The sequence below is a fragment of the Streptomyces sp. NPDC051051 genome (assembly GCF_040682975.1).
GTDB lineage: Bacteria > Actinomycetota > Actinomycetes > Streptomycetales > Streptomycetaceae > Streptomyces.
Genome location: NZ_JBFBCB010000003.1, coordinates 218,745 through 239,688 on the forward strand (window position 1 = coordinate 218,745; position 20,944 = coordinate 239,688).

17 protein-coding genes are annotated in these 20,944 nt (G+C 74.2%); 7 read left to right on the forward strand and 10 right to left on the reverse strand.

Features of this window, described 5'->3' with window-relative positions:
• Window positions 1-20 precede the first annotated feature (20 nt).
• On the reverse strand, window positions 21-497 hold the full coding sequence (locus AB0N31_RS04220; protein ID WP_366056799.1) for a hemerythrin domain-containing protein: 477 nt from the start codon (window positions 495-497) through the stop codon (window positions 21-23).
• A 134-nt stretch (window positions 498-631) separates the two neighbouring features.
• Entirely contained in the window at window positions 632-1,843 is a 1,212-nt protein-coding gene (locus tag AB0N31_RS04225; protein WP_366056843.1) for an MFS transporter, read from the reverse strand.
• A gap of 385 nt (window positions 1,844-2,228) precedes the next feature.
• Between AB0N31_RS04225 and AB0N31_RS04230 the strand changes: the two genes are divergently transcribed.
• Complete coding sequence (locus AB0N31_RS04230; RefSeq protein WP_366056800.1) at window positions 2,229-2,651, forward strand: pyridoxamine 5'-phosphate oxidase family protein; 423 nt, start codon at window positions 2,229-2,231, stop codon at window positions 2,649-2,651.
• A 140-nt stretch (window positions 2,652-2,791) separates the two neighbouring features.
• On the opposite strand, the gene AB0N31_RS04235 is transcribed toward AB0N31_RS04230, so the two are convergent.
• The 6 genes from AB0N31_RS04235 to AB0N31_RS04260 all read right to left on the reverse strand — a co-directional run bounded on the left by AB0N31_RS04235 (window position 2,792) and on the right by AB0N31_RS04260 (window position 10,279).
• The gene (locus AB0N31_RS04235) at window positions 2,792-3,763 is read right to left on the reverse strand and encodes a nitroreductase family protein (RefSeq protein ID WP_366056801.1); all 972 of its coding nucleotides are present in this window, start codon (window positions 3,761-3,763) and stop codon (window positions 2,792-2,794) included.
• 147 nt (window positions 3,764-3,910) lie between these two features.
• Complete coding sequence (locus AB0N31_RS04240; RefSeq protein ID WP_366056802.1) at window positions 3,911-4,357, reverse strand: hypothetical protein; 447 nt, start codon at window positions 4,355-4,357, stop codon at window positions 3,911-3,913.
• Window positions 4,357-6,993, reverse strand: a complete 2,637-nt coding sequence (locus AB0N31_RS04245; protein WP_366056803.1) for a multicopper oxidase domain-containing protein — start codon at window positions 6,991-6,993, stop codon at window positions 4,357-4,359. Before AB0N31_RS04245 ends, AB0N31_RS04240 begins: the two co-directional genes overlap by 1 nt.
• Complete coding sequence (locus tag AB0N31_RS04250; protein WP_366056804.1) at window positions 6,990-8,369, reverse strand: TIGR04053 family radical SAM/SPASM domain-containing protein; 1,380 nt, start codon at window positions 8,367-8,369, stop codon at window positions 6,990-6,992. The genes AB0N31_RS04245 and AB0N31_RS04250 overlap by 4 nt, the downstream gene beginning before the upstream one ends.
• 456 nt (window positions 8,370-8,825) lie before the next feature.
• The gene (locus AB0N31_RS04255) at window positions 8,826-9,326 is read right to left on the reverse strand and encodes a hypothetical protein (RefSeq protein WP_366056805.1); all 501 of its coding nucleotides are present in this window, start codon (window positions 9,324-9,326) and stop codon (window positions 8,826-8,828) included.
• A 116-nt stretch (window positions 9,327-9,442) separates the two neighbouring features.
• Window positions 9,443-10,279 carry a DUF2249 domain-containing protein gene (locus tag AB0N31_RS04260; RefSeq protein WP_366056806.1) on the reverse strand — a complete coding sequence of 279 codons (837 nt, stop codon included), beginning with the start codon at window positions 10,277-10,279 and terminating at the stop codon, window positions 9,443-9,445.
• A gap of 659 nt (window positions 10,280-10,938) precedes the next feature.
• Between AB0N31_RS04260 and AB0N31_RS04265 the strand changes: the two genes are divergently transcribed.
• Genes AB0N31_RS04265 through AB0N31_RS04290 form a run of 6 tightly spaced genes read left to right on the forward strand, consistent with a single transcriptional unit; the run spans window position 10,939 to window position 18,793 of the window.
• On the forward strand, window positions 10,939-14,637 hold the full coding sequence (locus AB0N31_RS04265) for a nitrate reductase subunit alpha (protein WP_366056807.1): 3,699 nt from the start codon (window positions 10,939-10,941) through the stop codon (window positions 14,635-14,637).
• A 1-nt stretch (window position 14,638) separates the two neighbouring features.
• Window positions 14,639-16,171, forward strand: coding sequence for a nitrate reductase subunit beta (narH, locus tag AB0N31_RS04270; protein WP_366056808.1), 1,533 nt, complete (start codon window positions 14,639-14,641; stop codon window positions 16,169-16,171).
• Window positions 16,168-16,959 carry a nitrate reductase molybdenum cofactor assembly chaperone gene (narJ, locus tag AB0N31_RS04275; protein ID WP_366056809.1) on the forward strand — a complete coding sequence of 264 codons (792 nt, stop codon included), beginning with the start codon at window positions 16,168-16,170 and terminating at the stop codon, window positions 16,957-16,959. Before narH ends, narJ begins: the two co-directional genes overlap by 4 nt.
• Window positions 16,956-17,744 carry a respiratory nitrate reductase subunit gamma gene (gene narI / locus AB0N31_RS04280; protein WP_366056810.1) on the forward strand — a complete coding sequence of 263 codons (789 nt, stop codon included), beginning with the start codon at window positions 16,956-16,958 and terminating at the stop codon, window positions 17,742-17,744. Before narJ ends, narI begins: the two co-directional genes overlap by 4 nt.
• On the forward strand, window positions 17,741-18,385 hold the full coding sequence (locus tag AB0N31_RS04285) for a vitamin K epoxide reductase family protein (protein ID WP_366056811.1): 645 nt from the start codon (window positions 17,741-17,743) through the stop codon (window positions 18,383-18,385). The genes narI and AB0N31_RS04285 overlap by 4 nt, the downstream gene beginning before the upstream one ends.
• A 57-nt stretch (window positions 18,386-18,442) precedes the next feature.
• Window positions 18,443-18,793 carry a cupin domain-containing protein gene (locus tag AB0N31_RS04290; protein ID WP_366056812.1) on the forward strand — a complete coding sequence of 117 codons (351 nt, stop codon included), beginning with the start codon at window positions 18,443-18,445 and terminating at the stop codon, window positions 18,791-18,793.
• 96 nt (window positions 18,794-18,889) lie between these two features.
• On the opposite strand, the gene AB0N31_RS04295 is transcribed toward AB0N31_RS04290, so the two are convergent.
• Together AB0N31_RS04295 and AB0N31_RS04300 are read right to left on the reverse strand one after the other, a co-directional pair.
• Complete coding sequence (locus tag AB0N31_RS04295; protein WP_366056813.1) at window positions 18,890-19,882, reverse strand: nitroreductase; 993 nt, start codon at window positions 19,880-19,882, stop codon at window positions 18,890-18,892.
• Between the two features lie 340 nt (window positions 19,883-20,222).
• On the reverse strand, window positions 20,223-20,915 hold the full coding sequence (locus AB0N31_RS04300; RefSeq protein ID WP_366056844.1) for a response regulator transcription factor: 693 nt from the start codon (window positions 20,913-20,915) through the stop codon (window positions 20,223-20,225).
• Between the last annotated feature and the right edge of the window lie 29 nt (window positions 20,916-20,944).

Below are 20,944 nucleotides of genomic sequence, written 5' to 3' on the forward strand. Positions count from 1 at the left end.
GGGACGGCGGGCGGGACCCGTCAGGCGGCCGGCCTGGACAGGGTGCTGCCCGCCCTGGTCCGGGTGGCCTCGACCGCCTCCCATTCCTCGGTGGTCAGGTTGGCGAGCGCGGCCGGGAAGACGCCGTCCTGTTCCTTGAGGATGTGGTCGCGCAGCACGGCCATGGCGTCCATCAGCCGGTCCGGCCAGTCCGGGTCCGAGGGAGTCGCACCGTCGGCGGCCTCGGCCAGAACCGACTCGACACGGCGGTGCTCGGCCTCCAGGGCGGCGATCTGGTCGGGGAACTCCCCGGCCAGCGCCGGGAACAGGCCCTCCTCCTCGACCTGGGTGTGCGGGCCGAGCACCCGCGCGATCTCGCGGGCGGTCTGCGCCATCCGGGTCGTCTCGGCGCTCCGGTGGGCCGGGCGGAGGTGACTGATCAGTCGCAGGACCTCCTCGTGCTCCTGGGTCAGTTCGTCGATGGTCTCCAGGGCCTGGCAGCCGCAGTACTCGCACATCGGTCTTCTCCGTGGTTCCTCGGTCCGTCGGTTCTTCGGTCCGTCGGTTCTTCGGTCCGTCGGTCCTGGGCCCGGCAGTCCTGGGCCCGTCGGTCGTCGGCCCGCCGCTTCCCGGTCCGACGGTCCGCCGGCCCTCAGGCGGTGGTGCCCGCGGGACGGTGGTCGCGGCGGCGCCCGGTGTTCCGCTTCCGCTCGTCGCCGCCCGCGGCCGCGCGGATACCGGTGAGGGTGTAGGCCAGCGCCGCGGCGGCCACGACGGCGAGCAGGGCGAGACCGGCGGCGTAGGTGCCGTACGCGCCGTACAGCGAGCCCATCACCAGCGGCGGCAGGAATCCGCCCAGGCCGCCCGCGGCGCCGACCACGCCGGTGACGGAGCCGACCTGGCCGGCCGGGGTGAGGAGGGCCACCAGGGCGAAGGTGGCGCCGCTGGCCGCGCCGAGCGCGGCGCCCATGGCCAGGAAGGCGACGGTGCCGACCGGTGCCAGTGCCGGGGTGAACGACTGGGTGACGGCGCCGGCCACCACCACGGCCAGTGAGCCGGCCAGGACCCGGACCGGGCCCATGCGGTCCGACAGCCAGCCGCCGACCGGACGCATCGCCACCGCCAGCAGCACGAAGCCGGCCATCCGGTTCGCGGCGTCGGCCTGGGTGAGCCCGTAGCCGGTCTTGAGGTAGGTGGGCAGGTAGACGGAGAAGGCGACGTAACCGCCGAACGCGACCGCGTACAGCGCCGACGCCTGCCAGGTGATGGGCAGCCGGGCGGTGGCGGCCAGCCTGCGGGCCAGCGGCTCGGCCGGCACGGTGCGGCCGGGCGCGTCCCGCAGCAGCAGCGCGGCGGTCACCGCGTACACGGCCAGCACCGCGGCGGTGATCAGGAACGGGGTGGACATGCTGTTCGCGTCGACCAGCTTCACCGTGGTCAGGGCGCTGATGGCGGTGCCGCCCATGCCGGCGCCGAAGACGCCGATGGCGAGGCCCCGCCGCTCGGGCGGGAACCAGGCGTTGACGAGCGGCACGCCGACGGCGAAGGCGGTGCCGCCGATGCCGAGGAAGAACCCGCCGATCAGGAGGGCCGTGAGGGAGGAGTGACCGGCCAGGCCGAGGTAGAGCACGGGCACGATGGTGGCCGCCGACACGATCGGGAACATGACCCGTCCGCCGAACCGGTCGGTCAGGGCACCGACCGGGATGCGGCCGAGCGACCCGACCACGACCGGGACCGCCACCAGCAGGGACTGCTCGAAGGACGACAGGTCGAGGCTGTCCTTGAACCGCGGGCCGAGGGGGCTGAGCAGCGCCCAGGCCCAGAAGTTCACCGCGAAACCCACGGTGGACAGCGCCAGCATCAGCCATGCCCGGCGGGACACCGGTGCTGGCGATGCCGAGCTGCCGTTCTTCGACTTCGACGGCTGGACCATGTCGTCCATCCCTTCCCTCTCCAAGGTGGTGCTGCGCACCGGGAATCGCACACGCCCCGCGGGCCTCTTGCCCGGGAAACGGAATCCCGTCACCACTGTCCGCGCCGGGACGCGCCGGAGGCATGGGCCAAGGGTCCCTGTGGAAGGACGGACGGTCCCCACCTTCCGGGCCGGCCGTCCCCGTACGGCTCCGTGCCACCGGCTCGCCCTCACGGCTCCCGTGGAACGACGGCCCGGTCCGGCGGTCCGGACGGTGCGGGGGTAGGGCCGATCGGCCCTACCCCCGCACCACGACCGCGGGGACGATGGACGGATGCCCCAGAACGATGCCTTTCGCGCACTCGACCGGCAGGAGTGCCTGCGCCTGCTCTCCCAGGTCCCGGTCGGCCGCGTGGTCTACACACGGCAGGCACTGCCCGCGGTCCTCCCCATCAACTTCTCCCTGGACACCGACAACTCCGTGCTGCTGCGCACCTCACCGGACTCCGACCTCGTCCGCGCCATCGACGGCTTCGTGATCGCCTTCGAGGCCGACGAGTTCGACGCGGCGACCCAGTCCGGCTGGAGCGTCGTCGTCACGGGACGGGCCACCGTGGTGACCGATCCCGCCGAGCACGAACGGCTGTCGCAGTCGGGCCCCGTCTCCTGGATGCCCCTGCGCGACGGGGTGTTCGTACGGATCGACTCCGAGATGATCAGCGGACGCGAGCTCAGGGGAACGCCCGCCGTGCTGTGACGGGCGGCCCGCGGGGTCCCCGGACGCGCCGGGCGTGAGGGCCGGGCCGACGGTACGGAACCGTCGGCCCGGCCCTCGTCCCGCACCCGGTGCGGGAAACCCCGGCCGCGAGGCCGCCGGCCCCGTCCGGTGCTGCGGGGTCAGGGGTGCGGCGTGCCCGCGCGGGGTGTGCGGCCGCCCTCGGGGCCGTACCCGAAGCGGATCAGCAGCTGCGGGCAGCAGCGCCGCCTCGGGCCGGCGATCGCGGCCCGCAGGTCCGGCCATTCCATCGCCTGGTGCAGCATCGACGTGCGCAGTCCGTGCCGGGTCGCCGTGAGCAGCACGCGTTCCAGCGCCTGGCCCGCCCGCACCCAGTCCTCCCGCCGGTCCCGGGGCGTCCACAGCAGCGCCACCTGGGCGTGGCGCTCGAACCGCAGGGCGGGTAGCAAGCGGGCGGGCAGCGCCCCGGTGAAGTCCCGCACCGGCATCCGCCCGGAGGCGTCCAGCGGCCCCAGCGCCGTGGCCGGAATACCGTAGGGGGCCTCCGTTCCCGGAGCGGTGATCCAGCCGCGCGCCTCGGCCACCCGGTCCCGGTGGAGGGCGTTGCGCATCTCCGCCGCCTGGGTCAGGCGCAGCAGGCGGCGGGTTCCCAGGATGTCGGGCACCTCCAGGTGCGCGCCCTCGGCGCGGGCGGCGCCGATCATCTCGGTCACGACCGGCTCCGGGACCGGGCGTCCGGTGAACGGCATCCGGCTCGTGTGGCGTCGCTCGACCGCGTCGTACAGATCGAGCAGGGGCGGCGGCGGGTCCGCGCGGTGCCCGGCCAGCTGCACCGTGGCCAGCAGGTCGGGGTCGTCCACCGCGGGCAGCAGCCGGACCAGGGGGTCCCAGCCCAGGTGCGCGGCGGCCACCCGGAGGTTGAGGACGGCCGCGCCCACCGACAGGTGCAGGGCGCGCAGATCGGGGTCGGCCATCGGCAGTCGCCTCCGCCGGTCCACCCGGACCTCGATCGACCGGCTCTCCGGGTCCAGGCCGAACCGCCAGGGCTGCGTGTTGTGGATCGAGGGCGCGGCCACCGCCGCGGCCAGCAGGGCCTGAACGGCTGCGGCGTCGACGATTTCCCTGGTCTGCATCACGGCTCCTTCACACGCTTTCCTCTGTACCCCCGAGCCTGCGTCGCTGCGCCCGGCCCGCGGGAGGGTTGACCGGCCCCGTCCTGGGGGCCGTACGTCCTCGGCGTCCGGCGGCGCCCGTGGCTCCCCGCCCCCCGTGGCCGCCGGTCAGGTGGCGGGCAGGGCCGTGGCGAGCAGGACGACGCCGAGCGAGCCGACGAGGGAGACGACCGCCAGGGCACGGGCCAGGGCGGCGCGGCCCCTGGCGTGGGCGATGCCGTGTCCCGCCGCGGCGAGCATCACCACCGCGAAGAGGGCGAGCTTGGTCGCCAGGGTGCGGCCGTAGCCGGGTTCGGCGAGCGAGGCCCAGGTGACTCCCCGGTGCCAGGCCATGGCCCAGCCCGTGCCCAGTTGCACGGGCAGGAACACGGCCCCGGTCAGGAGGCCGAACCGGCGGCCCGCCGCGGCGGTGAAACGGTCCTTGGCGTCCGGGGCGAGCAGGTGACGGGCGAGCGGCAGGACCACCAGGGAGAGGGCCAGTTGGCCGCCGACCCACAGGGCGGCGCCGGCCACGTGCGCGAACCGCACCAGGGACCACAGGCCGACGGTGTCCATCAGCCGCTCACCTCCACCATGCCGTGGGCCCCGGCTTCGGCGTGGCGCATGTCGTGGTCGACGAAGGGGTAGTGGCCGGCCGCCGGGAACGTCGTCTCCACGAAGCCGCCCTGTGCGGTGGCCAGGTCCAGTACCTGCGCGCCGCCCGCCCCACCCGGTTCGAGGAGGTAGGCGCCCTCCTTGTACACGGTGTCGAACACGGTGCCGACGATGTGGAAGGCGATGCCGTCAGCGGGCCCGGCGGCGACCACCCAGAAACGGGCCCGCTCACCGGCCCGCAGCTTCAGGGGCCGCTGGGCGTACTGGTCGGCCATGCCGTTGAACACCCAGGCGTCCGGCGTGTTCTGCCGCATCTTGGTCACCTGGGCGGTGCTGCCGGGCGTGCCGAGGTACAGCTCGGAGGAGACCAGCACGTATTCGCGGTCCACCTTCGCGAGGCCGGGCGGGTCGATGACGACGGCGCCGTACATGCCGTTGCCCATGTGCTGGAGCATCGGTGCGGTGCTGCAGTGGTACAGCCAGGCCCCGGCGCGCTCGGCGCGGAAGCGGTAGACCAGGCGTTCACCGGACTCGATCGTGCGCATGGGCCGGTCGGGGGCGAGGGAGCCGGCGTGGAAGTCGATGCCGTGCCCCATGCCCGCGTCGTCGTTGGCGAGGGTGACCTCGAAGACGTCGCCGACCTTGCCGCGCAGGGTGGGGCCGGGAGCGGTGCCGCCGAAGGTCCACATCTGCTGCCGCACGCCCGGTGCCACTTCGACGGTGGTGTGCGCGGCGTGCAGTTCGACCCGGTGGACGGTCCCGCCGGGCGCGGGTGCCAGGGCCGCGTCGCGTGGCCGCCAGCCGGCGGAGTAGTCGGCGGAGAGGTCGAGGGCGCTGTGGTCGTCGGGGGCGGCGACCGAGGTGTGTCCCTGGTGGCCGGTGGCGTCCGTCGCCGCGCCGTCCTTCACGACGATGTCCATGGTCATCCCGGCCGCCCGGTGGCCCGGCAGGGTGCACCAGGCCCGGCTGTCGCGGGTGACCGGCCCGAGGTCGAGGACGCGGGTGTCGCCCTTGGCGAGCATCGGGGTGGCGGGACCGTCCTCGACCTTGAGGTCGTGGCGCTGGGCGTCGTCATTGGTGACCTTCAGCCGCAGCGAGGTGCCCGCCGCGACCTCGATGCGGGCCGGCCGGATGCGCATGTCGGCCATGGTGACGGCGACCGTGCGGGTGGTGCCGGTGCCCGCACCCGCCGTCCCGGCGGCGTTCGTCCCGCCGACCGGGTCTCCTCCGCTGTTGGCCACCAGCACGGCCAGCACGGTCAGTACGACACCCGCGGCGGTGCCCCACAGTGCCGGGCGCCGTGACCCACCGCCCGCGTCCGACGGCAGCCCCCTGCCGCCACGGACGAGCACCGGCACGACCAGGGCGAGGAACGCGCCTCCGGACAGTGCCGCCAGCAGCAGGCCCGCCGCCGGCGCCGGGCCGGGCAGTGGGAGAGCCGCCAGCGCGACACCGGTGTTGAGCGCCACCGCCCTCGCCGGCCAGCCCCGTTCGAGCAGCGCCCGTACGGCCGCACGGTCCCGCGGACCCGTGCTGAGGACGACGGGCAGCAGGTAGGTGAGTGCGCCGATCAGGACCTGGGCGACGAAGCCGACGAGCAGGACGGGGAGCAGGGCGTCGACCGCGGTCTGCGCCGCGGCGAGCGGCGCGGCGGCCAGCCGGGCGAGGTCCGCCGCCACCGCGACCGTCAGCCAGCAGGTGGCGGCGGCGAGCGTCCAGGCCGCCGCCGCGGAGACGGGCCGGCTGTGGCGCACGGTACGGGCGAGCAGGTGGGCGGCGAGGGCCACTCCCGCCAGGTAGAGGGCGAGGCCCGCCACGGCCGGCCAGCGCCGGCCGAGTGCCAAAGAGGTGACCGCCGTCACCAGTCCGCTGCCGGCGAGCCACAGCACCTGTCGGGACACCTTCGTGGTGCGGTCCTTCATCCGTACTCCCAGCACGGTGGGCCACAGCATGAACAACGTGCCGAGGGCGGGCAGCCCGATCCAGCCGAGCAGCGTGACGTGCAGGTGCGCCAGGCGCAGCCCGGCGTACCGGTCGGGCCCGCCGGCCCCGCCGGTGGCCAGCAGCGCGCCGAGGACGGTGCCCGCGATCAGGGCGGCCGTGGCCGCCCGGTAGTAGGAGACGATCGGCTTGAGCCGTCCGCCGAGCGCGCCCCGGCCGAGACGGACCAGCATGACCAGGTGCGCGGTGGCGGCGGCGACCAGTGACCCGGCGGCGACGGCGGTCAGCAGCGGCCGGGCGGCCCACACCCCGGCGAGCAGCCCGGCCACGGCGAGGTTGGCCGTGGCCAGCCGGGCGGTGCTCCAGCGCTCGTCGGGGATCTTCGCGTGCAGCAGGGCGACGGCGAAGTGCTCGCTCCAGATCAGGACGGCGGTGGTGACGGCGCCGAGCAGGAACATGTGCACGGCCAGCCAGCGGGCCACCGGCAGCGACTCCTGCGCCGCGACCGCCGCCAGGGCCAGGCCCAGCCATGCCACGACCAGGACGTGGGCGCGCAGGTGGCGGGCCTTCACCCCGGACGCCCGGAACCGGCTCGGGTACCTGCCGGCTCGGCTCGCGTCACCGGCCGGGGGCGGCCCACCGACGACGGCGGTCATGCCGCTCCCCCGCGCTCGGTCGTGCCCGTGCCGCCGTCCTGCCGCGGCGTCGCGCCGCTCACGCGTCGGCGGGGCCGCCCGCCCTCCGGGTCGGCACCGGACAGCAGCGCGGCCAGTTCCCGGCGGCGGGGGAAGGAACCGGGGACGTAGCCGCACCACGGCTCCTCGGCGTACGGGTCGCCGGTGACGCCGTAGGCCCGGGACCGCGAGCCACCGCAGACCCGGCGGAACTCGCACGCGCCGCACCGTCCGCCCAGCCGGTCGGCGTCCCGCAGACCGGTGAACAGCTCCGAGGTGCGGTAGATCTCCGTCAGTGGTGTCTCGCGGACGCTTCCGGCACCCAGCGGCAGGAATCCGCTGGGGTGCACGGTGCCCGTGTGGGACACGAACACGAATCCGCGGCCCGCGTTGACGTCGAGCGGCGGGCGGCGTGTCCGGCGCGCTCCGGCGTCCAGGCCCAGTTCGGCGGCCCGGTCGCGCAGCTCCCGGTACAGCGGGCCGAGTCCGAGCACCGTCACGTGGTCGTCGCCGACGGCGGCCAGGACCTGGCGTTGCAGGGCGACGCGGCGGAAGTGGTGGGCCTCGGTGGTCTTGGCCGGCACGGTCAGGCCCACGTCGTGAACGAAGTTGAGGACGTCCTCCACCTCGCCCGGAGTGAGCGCGCCGAGGCTGCGGCCACGGCCGGTGGGGACCAGGAAGAAGGCGCTCCACAGCATCGCGCCGTGCTCGGCGACGAGGCGGACGACGTCGGGCAGGTCGTGCAGGTTGTGCCGGGCGACCGTGGTGTTGATCTGCACCTTCATGCCGAGGGCGCGAGCGGTGTCCCAGGCGTCCAGGGTCCAGCGGAACACTCCGGGCACCCCGCGGAAGGTGTCGTGGACCTCGGCGGTGGAGCCGTCCAGGCTCAGTGAGAGGCCGACCGCACCGGCCGCGTGCAGGTCCCGCAGCCGCTCCGCGGTGAGGGTCGGGGTACCGGACGGGGACACCGCGACCCGGACGCCGATCTCGCGGCCGTGAGCGACGAGTTCGTTCAGATCCGGCCGCTGGAAGGGGTCGCCGCCGGTGATCACGAACAGCGGGGCGGGCTGCCCGAAGGCGGCCACCTGGCCCAGCAGGTCCTTGGCGGCGGCGGTGTCCAGTTCGCGCGGATCACGGGCGGGCACGGCCTCGGCACGGCAGTGCAGGCAGGCCAGCGGGCAGGCCCGGGTGGACTCCCAGATGACGATGAAGGGCCGCTCCCCCGCGTCGTGGCGCTGACGGCGGATGGCACGGGCGGCGTCGGCACGGGCGACGCCGGGCTGGGCGGCGTCGGCACGGGCGACGCCGGGCTGGGCGGCGTCGGCACGAGGGGCGCCGGGCTGGGCGGTGTCGGTCATCGCACGGCCCTGCCCAGCGCCCCGAGGCTGTGTCCGGCCGCCCTGGAGTCAGGGCAGACGAGGCGGGCGGCCGGACGGTGACCGGGCCGGACCGTGCGCGGCACCCACCGCGGGTGACATCGATGGGCTCGGCCTCGAGGGCGGTCGACGTGGTCGTGCACGGTGTACCTCCGGATCGGTCGCCGTCAGCATCCACCGGCGGCAGCGGTCGGCGCGGCGGCCGATGGTCTTCTCCCCCAGGGCCGACAGTCCCTCTCCGGCAGGCGTGAGCAGGGCCGAACGGGCCGTCGGGGCGGACGCGGGTGCGGATGCGGGCGGGTGCGGGCGGGTGCGGGACGACGGGCCACGGCGCGCCGAAGGGGGCAGCATGCCGGAGGGGGCACCCCTGGGCGTACCGCCGGGGAGTGCCCCCCTTCGGACGGGATCCGCGGTCCCGTCCGTGCTCGCCGCCGCGGGTCAGGCGCGGTGCGAGGGGCGGGGTGTCAGGGCGTCCGCGGTGGCCACCAGGGTGACGCCCAGGCCGGTCAGTGCGGCGCCCAGGCCGGTGACCAGGGTGGTGAGGTGCCATGCCTGGTACGCGGACATCAGGGAGGCGCGCAGGGACTGGCCCATGAACGCCGTCTGGCGCAGCTCGGCGAGCTTCTCGTCGTCGCCCGCGGCGTGCAGTTCCGCGCTGAGTTCGGCGTAGGTGCGGCCGCCGGTGGCGTGGGCCAGGTTGCCCTTGATGAACTCGGCGTACGCGTGCGCGTCGGGGCCGGTTTCCACCGGGCGGCCGGCATGGGCGGCGAGTTCGGCGGGCAGGCCGCGGTCCGGGAAGGTGATCTTCTGGGCGGCCAGTTCGTCGCGTATCTCCTTCCTGCCGCTGCGGCCGCGCCACAGCATGACCGGTCCGGCGGCTGCCAGGGCCGTCCCGACGGTCCCGAGCAGGATGCCGGCCCGGCGTGGTGATCCGTCCATGACGTGTCGTCCCTCTTTCCTCGTGTTTCCTCGTGTTCCGGCGGGTACGGAGCTGTCCCGCCGTCGGCGGCGGCGACGTCCGTGGGCCGCCGCCGGGTCGGGTGGGTGAGGGCGGCTCAGCGGTGGGCGAGCCGCAGCCGCCAGGCCTCGGGGCCGCTTTCCAGGTACTCCACCGAGAAGACTCCCGGGCTGCGCTGCTCGATCTGGGCGAGCAGCGGCAGCGGGTCGTGCGGGGCGACCAGGATCACCGCGGTGCCCGCCGGGACGGCGTCGAGCGCGCCGAAGACCGCCGCGTGCCGCAGCGAGTGCGGAACCTCCCGCACGTCCAGCTCGGGCTCGGCCGCCTCCTCCGCACCGCCGCAGCCGCAGACCCCACCGCAGCCGCCGGTCCCGTCGGTCCGCTGTCCTCGCATGTCGTGTCCTTCCTCGTCGTCCTGCGTCTGGGGGGCACCGCCGTCGACCGCCGTACCGTCCGCGAGCCGGTGGTGCATGTCCGCGAGCAGCGACGCCAGGGAGACGTCGGGCGTCATGGCGAGCAGAGGGAGCACCAGGCCGTTCTCCTTGGCCACGTGCTCCTCGAACAGCACCTGCAGGGCCCGGGCGTCGGCCGCCGCGCCGGCCGGGCCGGGTGCGGAGCGCAGGGCGTCGACGAGCGCGGTGAGACAGCGGTGTTCGCCGACGAGGCTCTCGATGAGCAGGCGGGCCTCGGGCAGGCGGTGGGCCGCGGGGTAGAGCGCGGCCTCCTCGACGGCGGCGTGCGGCAGCAGCGAGCGGTCGCAGAAGGCGACCAGACCGGCGTGGATCCGCTCGGCGGCGACCGGGTCCCGGTCCACGGCGGTCAGCAGCATCGTCACCCGCCCGGCCAGCTCACCGGCCAGGCGGGCGTGGTGCGCCTCGGCTCTTTCGAGGGCCGCGGCGTCCTCGGGGGCCGAGGCGAGGGTGAGCATGCTCATGGGGTGTCTCCAGCAGGTCACGGTCGGCTCGGCCGGCCGGTGGCGGGTGGCGGGTGGGTCACTCGGTCGCAGGTGAGCGGGTGGGTCGTCCGGCGGCGGGTGGATGGGTGGGTGAGTCGTCCGGCGGCGGGTGGATGGGTGGGTGAGTCGTCCGGCGGCGGGTGCGCGGGCCGTTCGCGGTCTGCGGTGCGGAAGTCGGGGTCGTGCCGGCACCACCGGGGCGTACAGGTCGACGCGGCCGTACGGCAGTCCTTCGTGCCGTCCGGGCCCCCGGGGCCTACGGCCCGTTCGTGGCCGTGCGGGACACGCGGCGCCCTCGCGGCTGTCGGCGCCGGTCGGGGCACTGCTGCGTCCGGCCGCGAGGTGCGGCCGGACGCACGACCGAACCGGGCCGCGCTCCGTACGCGCTGCGCCCGCGGCGGCCGGGGACGGGGGATTCGGCCACCCGGAAGGCGCTGAATGCGGTCGTCCGGACGGGCCTGCGCGGTTCGATCAGTGCCCAGCATGCACCTCCGGACCCACCCGTTCCCCGGCCGACCGGGCCCCGTCGGCAGGACCGTTCGGCCCTATTGCGGTCGGCCGGATGGGGCCGGAAGGTCGTCCGGCAGGGACCGCCGGGCCCAGGTGCGCCGGCGTGCGCGCCCCCTAGCGTTCCGGCCATGGAGAACGATCAGAGCGCGCGGCGTCAGGCGCCGCGTACCGGTGAGGGCTGGCCGCTGGCCGCCCGCAGGCTGCTCACCCGCCGCGAGGTGTCCGCCGACGGGCGCGCCGTGTTCGGCGAGGGGGACCCGGCCTGGGAGGGCTTCTACCGCGACCGCTGGGCGCACGACAAGGTGGTGCGCTCCACGCACGGGGTCAACTGCACCGGTTCCTGCTCGTGGATGGTGTACGTCAAGGACGGGATCATCACCTGGGAGCACCAGGCCACCGACTATCCTTCGATCGGTGCGGACTGTCCCGAGTACGAGCCCCGCGGCTGTCCGCGCGGCGCGTCCTTCTCCTGGTACACGTACTCGCCCAGCCGGGTCCGCTACCCCTATGTCCGCGGCGCCCTGCTCAAGCTGTGGCGCGAGGCCAGACGGCGCCTCGGCGACCCCGTGGCCGCCTGGGCCGAGATCACCTCCGACCCGGCGAAGGCCCGCGCCTACAAGCAGGCCCGCGGCAAGGGCGGTCTGGTGCGCGCGGACTGGGACGAGGTGAGCGAGCTGGTCGCCGCCGCGCAGGTGCACACAGTCAAGGAGTACGGCCCCGACCGGGTCGCGGGTTTCTCGCCCATCCCGGCGATGTCGATGGCGTCGTTCGCGGCGGGCGCCCGGTACCACTCGCTGATCGGCGGCACCCTGCTGTCCTTCTACGACTGGTACGCCGACCTGCCGATCGCCTCGCCGCAGGTCTTCGGCGACCAGACCGACGTACCGGAGGCGGCGGACTGGTGGAACGCCGGCTACCTGATCATGTGGGGCTCCAACATCCCCGTCACCCGCACGCCCGACGCGCACTTCCTGACCGAGACCCGCTACAACGGCACCAAGGTCGTCGCGGTCAGCCCCGACTACGCCGACAACGTCAAGCACGCCGACGAGTGGCTCGCCCCGCACCCGGGCACGGACGGGGCGCTGGCGATGGCGATGGGCCACGTGATCCTGCGCGAGTTCCTGGTCGACCGCGAAGTGCCCTACTTCCGGGACTACCTGGGCAAGTTCACCGACGCCCCGTTCCTGGTGACCCTGCGCGAGCACGACCGCGGGCTCGTCCCGGACGGGTTCCTGACCGCCGCCGACCTCGGACACGACACGGAGAACGCCGAGTCCAAGACCGTCCTCCTCGACTCGGCCACCGGTGAACCGGTCGTGCCCAACGGCTCGCTCGGCTTCCGCTGGGGCGAGACGGGGCAGGGCAGCTGGAACCTCGACCTGGGCGACACCGTGCCCGAGCTGAGCCTGTTCGAGTGTGCGGAGGACACCGCGGCCGTGGCGCTGCCCCGCTTCGACGAGGGCGGCACCGAGGGCGGCTCGGTCATGGTCCGCGGGGTGCCGGTGCGGCGGATCGGCGGGCGTCTGGTCACCACAGTCTTCGACCTGATGCTGGCGCAGTACGGTGTCGCGCGCCCCGGTCTGCCGGGCACCTGGCCCACCTCGTACGACGACGCGGCCGAACCGTACACACCCGCCTGGCAGGAGACGGTCACCTCCGTCCCCGCCGAGCAGGCGGCCCGCATCGCCCGCGAGTTCGCCCGCAACGCCGAGCGCACCAACGGCCGTTCCATGATCGCCCTCGGTGCCGGCACCAACCACTGGTTCCACTCCGACACCATCTACCGGGCCTTCCTCGCGCTGACGACGATGACCGGCTGCCAGGGCGTCAACGGCGGCGGCTGGGCGCACTACGTCGGCCAGGAGAAGGTCCGCCCGCTCACCGGCCTCCAGCACCTCGCGTTCGCCTTCGACTGGCAGCGCCCCACCCGGCACATGGCGGGCACGTCGTACTGGTACCTGAACTCCGACCAGTGGCGCTACGAGGCCTTCGGACCGGACGAGCTGGCCTCGCCGCTGGGCGAGGGCCGCTTCAAGGGCAAGGGGTTCGCGGACACCCTCGCGCAGGCCGTGCGGCTGGGCTGGACGCCCGGTCACCCCGGCTTCGACCGCAACCCGCTCGACCTGACCGACGAGGCGGCCGCCGCGGGCCGGCCGGTCGCCGAGCACATCGTCGACGAACTGAAGTCCGGGCGGCTGCGGTTCGCCGCCGAGGACCCCGACGCCCCGGCCAACTTCCCGCGGGTGCTGACCGTGTGGCGGGCCAACCTGCTCGGCTCCTCCGGCAAGGGCAACGAGTACTTCCTGCGCCACCTGCTGGGCACCGACGCGGCGGTGCGCTCCGAGGAGACCCCGCCCGAGGGCCGGCCCGAGGAGGTGGTGTGGCGCGACGAGGCCCCCGAGGGCAAACTCGACCTGCTGGTCACCATGGACTTCCGGATGACGTCCACCGGCCTGCTGTCCGACGTCGTCCTGCCGGCCGCCACCTGGTACGAGAAGGACGACCTGTCCAGCACGGACATGCACCCCTTCGTGCACGCCTTCACCCCGGCCATCTCCCCGCCCTGGCAGGCCCGCACCGACTACGACACGTTCCTGACCATCGCCGACAGGTTCAGCGACCTGGCCGCCGAGCACCTCGGTGCCCGCACCGACGTGATCGCCGTGCCGCTGCTGCACGACACCCCGGACGAACTCGCCCAGCCGGGCGGGGTCGTACGGGACTGGAAGGCCGGCGAGTGCGAGCCGGTTCCCGGGCGGACCATGCCCAAGCTGGTCGTCGTCGAACGGGACTACGCCGCCACCGCGCAGAAGATGCGTGCCGTCGGCCCCCTCCTCGACACGCTGGGCACCACCACCAAGGGCGTCACCGTCCACCCGGACCAGGAGATCGACGAGTTGCGGCGGCGCTGCGGGACCGTCCGCGACGGTGTCGCCGCCGGGCGGCCCTCGCTGGCCACCGCCTCCGACATGTGCGAGGCGATCCTCGCGCTGTCCGGCACCACCAACGGGCGGCTGGCCACCGAGGGGTTCCGCGAGCTGGAGCGGCAGACCGGCAGCGAGGGGCTGGTCGAGCTGGCCTCGGAGCGGGAGGCGGAACGGATCACCTTCGCCGACACCCGCACCCAGCCGCGTGCCGTGATGACCTCCTACGAGTGGTCCGGCAGCGAGACCGGCGGGCGCCGCTACTCGCCGTTCGTCATCAACACCGAGCACAAGAAGCCCTGGCACACGCTCACCGGTCGGCAGCACTTCTTCGTCCAGCACGACTGGATGACCGAGCTGGGTGAGCAACTGCCGGTCTACCGGCCGCCGTTGAACACTCCGCGGCACTACGGCGACGAGCACCTGCACGAGGACGGCCGGGCGGAGGTCACGGTCCGCTACCTGACCCCGCACTCGAAGTGGTCCATCCACTCGAACTACCAGGACAACAAGTACATGCTCGACCTGTCCCGCGGCGGCCCGGTCATCTGGATGTCGCTGGAGGACGCCGAGAAGATCGGCGTCAAGGACAACGAGTGGATCGAGGCGTACAACCGCAACGGCGTCGTCGCGGCCCGCGCCGTGGTCACCCACCGCATGCCCGCCGGCACCGTGTACATGTACCACGCCCAGGACCGCAACGTGAACGTCCCGAAGACCGAGGTCAGCGGCAGGCGGGGCGGCATCCACAACTCCCTGACCCGGCTCCTGCTCAAGCCCACCCATCTCGCGGGCGGCTACGCCCAGTTCACCTACGCCTTCAACTACTACGGCCCGACCGGCAACCAGCGCGACGAGGTCACCGTCATCCGCCGCCGCAGCCAGCAAGTGGAGTACTGACATGCGAGTGATGGCCCAGATCGCGATGGTGATGAACCTCGACAAGTGCATCGGCTGCCACACCTGCTCGGTCACCTGCAAGCAGACGTGGACCAACCGCACCGGAGTCGAGTACGCCTGGTTCAACAACGTCGAGACCAAGCCGGGCGTCGGCTACCCGCGCCGCTACGAGGACCAGGAGCACTGGAAGGGCGGCTGGATGCTCGACAGGCGCGGACGCCTCGTCCTGCGCTCCGGCGGGCGGCTGAAGCGGCTCCTGTCACTGTTCTCCAACCCCGACCTGCCGTCCATCGAGGACTACTACGAGCCGGTCACCTACGACTACGACAACCTGATCAGCGCTCCGGCCGGGCCCGACATGCCGGTCGCCCGCCCCCGCTCGGTCCTCACCGGCAAGCCCACCGCCATCACCTGGGGCGCCAACTGGGAGGACGGCCTCGGCGGCGCGGCCGAGAACGCCGGCGGCGACCCCAACCTCACCGGGGAGTGGGCCGAGAAGGTCAAGTTCGAGTTCGAGCAGACCTTCCTCTTCCACCTGCCCCGGCTGTGCGAGCACTGCCTCAACCCGGCCTGCGTGTCGGCCTGTCCGTCCGGCGCGATGTACAAGCGGGTCGAGGACGGCATCGTCCTGGTCGACCAGGACAAGTGCCGCGGCTGGCGGATGTGCGTGACGGCGTGCCCCTACAAGAAGGTGTACGTCAACCACGCCACCGGCAAGGCCGAGAAGTGCACCTTCTGCTTCCCGCGCATCGAGGCCGGCCAGCCCACCGTCTGCTCCGAGACCTGCGTCGGCCGGCTGCGCTACCTCGGCCTGCTCCTGTACGACGCCGACCGGGTGGGCGAGGCCGCCGCGACCCCGGACGAGAAGGACCTGCTGGACGCCCAGCGCGGCGTCTTCCTCGACCCGCACGACCCCGAAGTGGCCGCCGCGGCAAGGGAGTCCGGCATCCCGGAGGACTGGCTGGACGCCGCCCGCCGCTCCCCCGTGTACGACCTGGTCACGCGGTACAGGGTGGCCCTCCCGCTGCACCCGGAGTACCGCACGCTGCCCATGGTCTGGTACGTCCCGCCGCTCTCCCCCGTCCTGGACGCCGTGGACGCGGCGGGCGGGAACCAGGACGACCCGGACCACGTCTTCGCCGCCGTCACCCGGCTGCGCATCCCCCTGGAGTACCTGGCGGAGCTGTTCGCCGCCGGGGACGCCGACGTCGTCGCCGGGGTGCTGATGAAGCTCACCGCGCTGCGCTCGTACATGCGCGAGCGCTCCCTCGGCGAGGAGGGCGACGAGTCCGTGCTGAAGGCCGTCGGCCTCACCGTCCGGGAGGCCGAGGACATGCACCGGCTGCTCGCCGTCGCCAAGTACTCCGACCGCTACGTCGTGCCCGCCGCGCACAAGGAGGACGCGGCCGCGCTGAGCGCGATGGAGAACCGCTGCCCGGTCGAGTCGTCCGGCGAACCGGCCGACGCCGGTGGCCGACGGGTGATGCTCGGCATCCCCACCCTGCGCCGCAAGCCCACGGGAGACCCCGCATGAGTCCGCTGCCCTCGACGATCCCCGCCCTGGTCCGCACCCGTGTCCGGGCGGCCGTGCGCCGCCCGGCCCGGCTCACCCCCGAAGAGGCCGAGGCGCGCACCCTGGTGCTGCGCATGTGCTCCCTGCTGCTGCAGTACCCGGACGCCGAACTCACCGCGGCCCGGCCGGTGCTGACGGCCACCGCCGGGGCGCTGCCGGCCACGCCCGCGGCCGGGCACCTGGCCGACTTCGCCTCCTGGTTCGCCGGCCAGGAGCCGGAGGAGCTGGAGCGGCACTACGTCGAGATGTTCGACCTGCGCCGCAAGAGCAGCCTCTACCTCACGTACTACCTGCACGGCGACACCCGCCGCCGGGGCATGGCCCTGCTCACCCTGAACCAGCGGTACAAGGCCGCGGGCTGGGACACCGACGGCGGCGAGCTGCCCGACCACCTGCCGGTCGTGCTGGAGTTCGCCGCCCTGGCCGGCCCCGGTGGCGGCGAGGCCCCGCTGCGCCAGCACCGCCGCGGCCTGGAGCTGATCCACCGGGCCCTGACCGACGCCGACTCCCCCTACCGGCACGTCCTGGCCGCGCTGCTCACCCTGCTGCCGCCGCCCACCGAGGCGGACCGCGCGGCGGTGGCCCGGCTCGTCGCCGAGGGCCCGCCGAACGAGGACGTCGGCCTCGACCCCTACGGCACCTACGGAGACGGGGAGTTCGCCCCTCCGGGCACCTTCGTGCCGCCGGTGCCCGCTCCGCCGACCCGTGTGCCGCCCGCTCCGACCAGCCGTACGGAAGGCCCCCGATGAACGCCGCGCTGTCCCCCTCGGCCGCCGCCCCGGTGAGCGGTGCCGATCTCCTGCTGTGGGTCGCCGTGCCCTACGTCTGCCTCGCCGTGTTCGTGGCCGGGCACGTCTGGCGCTACCGCCAGGACCAGTTCGGCTGGACCTCCCGCACCAGCCAGCTCCTCGAACACCGCTGGCTGCGCTGGGGCAGTCCGCTGTTCCACCTCGGCGCCTTCATGGTCATCGCCGGGCACGTGGTGGGGCTCGCCGTTCCCGACGCGTGGACCGAGGCCGTCGGCATCACCGAGCACGCCTACCACACCACGGCCGTCTGGGCCGGCTCGGTGGCGGGCGTCGCCATGGTGACCGGGCTGGGCATGCTGTGCGCCCGCCGGCTCCTGACCCGGCAGATCCGCCTGGGCACCGACCGCAGCGACAAGGTCCTCTTCCCGCTGCTGTCCGTGGCCGTCCTGCTGGGCATCACGGCCACAGCCGCGCACAACGTCTTCGGCGCCGGCTACGACTACCGCGCGACCGTCTCCGTCTGGTTCCGCGGCCTGTTCGTCCTCCAGCCGGAGCCGGAGGCGATCGCCGGGGCCCCGCTGCTGTTCCAGCTGCACGCCCTGTCCGCCTTCCTGCTCTTCGCGGCCTGGCCGTTCACCCGGCTCGTCCACGTGTGGAGCGCACCGATCGGGTACCTCGCCCGCCCGTACCTGGTCTACCGGCGGCGAACCGCGCCGGCACCGGCTCCGGGCGCGGGGGCGTCCGGCCGCGGCCGGACGGCTGCGGGCTCCCGGCGAGCCGCATGAGTCACGGACGCGCGCTCGCCCCCGACTCCCCGGACGCCCCGGCCGTACGGCGCCCGTCCGCGGTGGGGGCGAGCCGCCGCACGGGATGGGTGATGGTCCTCACCGGGACCGTCGGATGGCTGGCCTCCTTCCAGCTCACCGTGGACGACTGGCGGCTGCTCCGCGACCCGTCCTACCGGCCGCCCTGCAACATCAGTCCCGTGGTGAGCTGCGGCAGCGTCATGTCCAGCCCCCAGGGCAGTCTGTTCGGCTTCCCGAACATGCTGCTGGGGCTGGGCGCGTTCGCCGCGGTGACCGCCCTGGGGGTCGCCGTGCTCTCGGGAGCGCACCTGCACCGCCGGCTGTGGCTCGCGCTCACCACCGGGTCGCTGGTGGGGGTGGTGTTCGTCCACTGGCTGATCGGCCAGTCGCTGTACACGCTCGACAAGCTCTGCCCCTACTGCGCCGTCGTGTGGGTCGTGACCATCGCCCTGTTCTGGTACACCGCCCTGCACTGCCTGGAGCGCGGGATCTTCCGCGTCCCCCCGGGGGCGCGGGCGGTCCTCCGGGACACGCACTGGATGCTCCTGGGCGCCTGGTACGGAGTGATCGCGCTGCTCGTCCTCACCCGGTTCTGGCCGTACTGGAGCAGCCTGCCGTGACGGGCCCGGCCCACGCCCTCGCCCCTCTCCCGTCCCGGATCTGAGAAGGTGCCCCACATGACCGTCACCGTGATCGCCGACCTGGCCGCCGAACTGCCCGTGCCGGAGGACGGCACCCTCAGCCGCGTCCTGTACCGCGACGACCGCCTCCGGGTGGTGGGCTTCGCCTTCGCCGCCGGCCAGGAACTGACCGAGCACACCTCCGCCCTGCCCGTGGTCGTCCAGGTCGTCCGGGGCAGGCTCGACCTCACCCTGGGCGAGGAGAGGACGAAGGCGGGTCCGGGAAGCTGGATCCACCTGCCCGCCCGCCTGCCGCACACGGTGCGCGCCACCGAGCCCAGCGTCATGCTGCTGACCATGCTGCCCGCCCCGCAGCCGTCCGGACCCGGGGCGCCCTCCGCGGCCTGACCCACGCCCGACGCCCGCGGTCGCCGACGTCGGCTCGTGCCACCGGCGAGACGGCCGGCGCCCGCTCGTGCGGGCGGCCCGATCAGCCGGTCCCGCTCACGCGAACTCCAGCACGTCCCGGACCGGGCGGCGGGGGGTGGCCGGGCCCCGCGGGCCGTAGCCGAGACGCAGCACCATCTGCACGCTGCCGGTGCCCGATCCCGGGTCGCGCGTCAGCAGGCGCAGGGTGCGGTCCTCCAGGGAGTGGGAGCTCAGGGAGGTGGCCAGGTCCGCCAGCGTGGCCTCCAGCAGGACGCGTTCCATGGCCTGGCCGCCCCGCAGCCAGTCGGCGGGACCGTCCCCCGGGGTGCTCAGCAGGGCGAGCAGCGGGGTGCGCTCGAAGTCGGTGGTGCCGCGGTCGGCCACCTGCCGGCGGCCCGTGAAGTCCCGTACCGGGGCCCTGCCGTCCCGCCTGCGCGGCCCGAACGCGTACTCGGGAACACCGTCGACGGCGGTGTCCGCCTCGGCTCCGAGCCGCGTCCAGCGGACCAGGTCCTCGTTGACGTGCGGGTCGACGACGTCGCGGCTCTCGGCGTCGCGCACCAGGTCGAGCACGGTCTCGGAGTGCCAGGGGCCGGGGAAGTCCAGCGCGGCCCCCTCCCGCGCGGCGGCGCCCTGCAACGCGGCCCGCACCTCCTCGGGGATGTCCTTCTCGGCGAAGGGGTGGCGGCTGGTGTGCCGCTGCCGGATCGCCGGGTGCAGCCGCACCAGCTCCTCGCCGCCCGTGGCCCCGGCCGCGTCGGCCAGACGGACGGCGGCGAGCAGCAGCGGGTCGTCCGGCTCGGGCAGCAGCGTCGTCCGCGGCACGAGGTCCGCGTGGGCCGCGGCGACCCGCAGGTTGAACAGGGCGGCCCCGCAGCCGATGTACAGCGCCCGGTTGTCGGGATCCGAGCGGGGCATGGCCCGCTCGGGGTCGGCCCGCAGCAGCAGGACGCGCTCGCCGCTCAGCCAGCGGAAGCGCCAGGGCTGCGCGTTGTGCATGGACGGCGCTGTGGCGGCCTCGGCCACCAGCGCGCTCACCGTGTCCGCGTCGAGCGGTCGCTCGGCCATGGCATCCTCCTCGCACGGCGCCGGGACGGCACTGGTCCCCGGTGCCGGGTACCCCGTCCGGCGGGACCGTGTGCGTTCCGGCGCACCGTCGATGTTCCCGCCCTCCACACACCACGCGGAGGGCGGGACCCGCAACGTCCCCATGGTCCCCGAGCCGGGGCCGGTCGGCCCTCCCGTCCGCGCACGGCCGCCGCCGGAGGGGGAAGGCACCGGGTCACGGACGGCGCACACACCGACGCCCCTCCGGCGCGCTCATGGCGCGGGCCCGGACGGGGCGGGGAGTGGGGGACGTGGCGGGGCGGGCCGGGAGGCCTCCGGCCCCGCGGCTCGCCCGGTGGCGTCAGCGGCCTTGGTTCCTGAGCCGGTCCTGGGCCTGGGTGGCGATCACGGCGGCCTGGATGCGGCGCTCCACCCCGAGCTTGGCCAGCAGCCGGGAGATGTGGTTCTTCACCGTCTTCTCCGCCAGGTACAGCCGCTGGCCGATCTGGCGGTTGGTCAGCCCCTCACCGATGAGGGCCAGGATCTCCCGCTCCCGCTCCGTCAGTCCCGGCAGGGCGTCGGGCTCGGGCTCCGGCTCCTGGCCCTGGCGCAGGCGGGCCATCAGCTTGGCGGTGGCGCTGGGGTCGAGCAGGGACTGGCCGGCGGCCACCGTCCGCACCGCCGACACCAGGTCGGAGCCCCGAATCTGCTTCAGCACGTAACCGGAGGCGCCCGCCATGATCGAGTCCAGCAGTGCCTCCTCGTCGTCGAACGAGGTGAGCATCAGGCAGGTCAGTTCCGGCATCTGGGAGCGCAGCTCCCGGCACACGGACACGCCGTCGCCGTCCGGGAGGCGTACGTCGAGCACGGCGACCTGGGGGCGCAGGGCGGGCACGCGCACCAGGGCCTGCTCGGCGGTGGCGGCCTCGCCGACCACGGTGATGTCCGGCTCGTCGTCGAGCAGGTCGTGCACCCCGCGCCGAACCACCTCGTGATCGTCCAGCAGGAAGACCCGGATCGGGTTGCCGGGTCCGGGCTGCTCGCCGTCCGCCATCAGATACTCCTTGTTCCGCATCGCTCTGC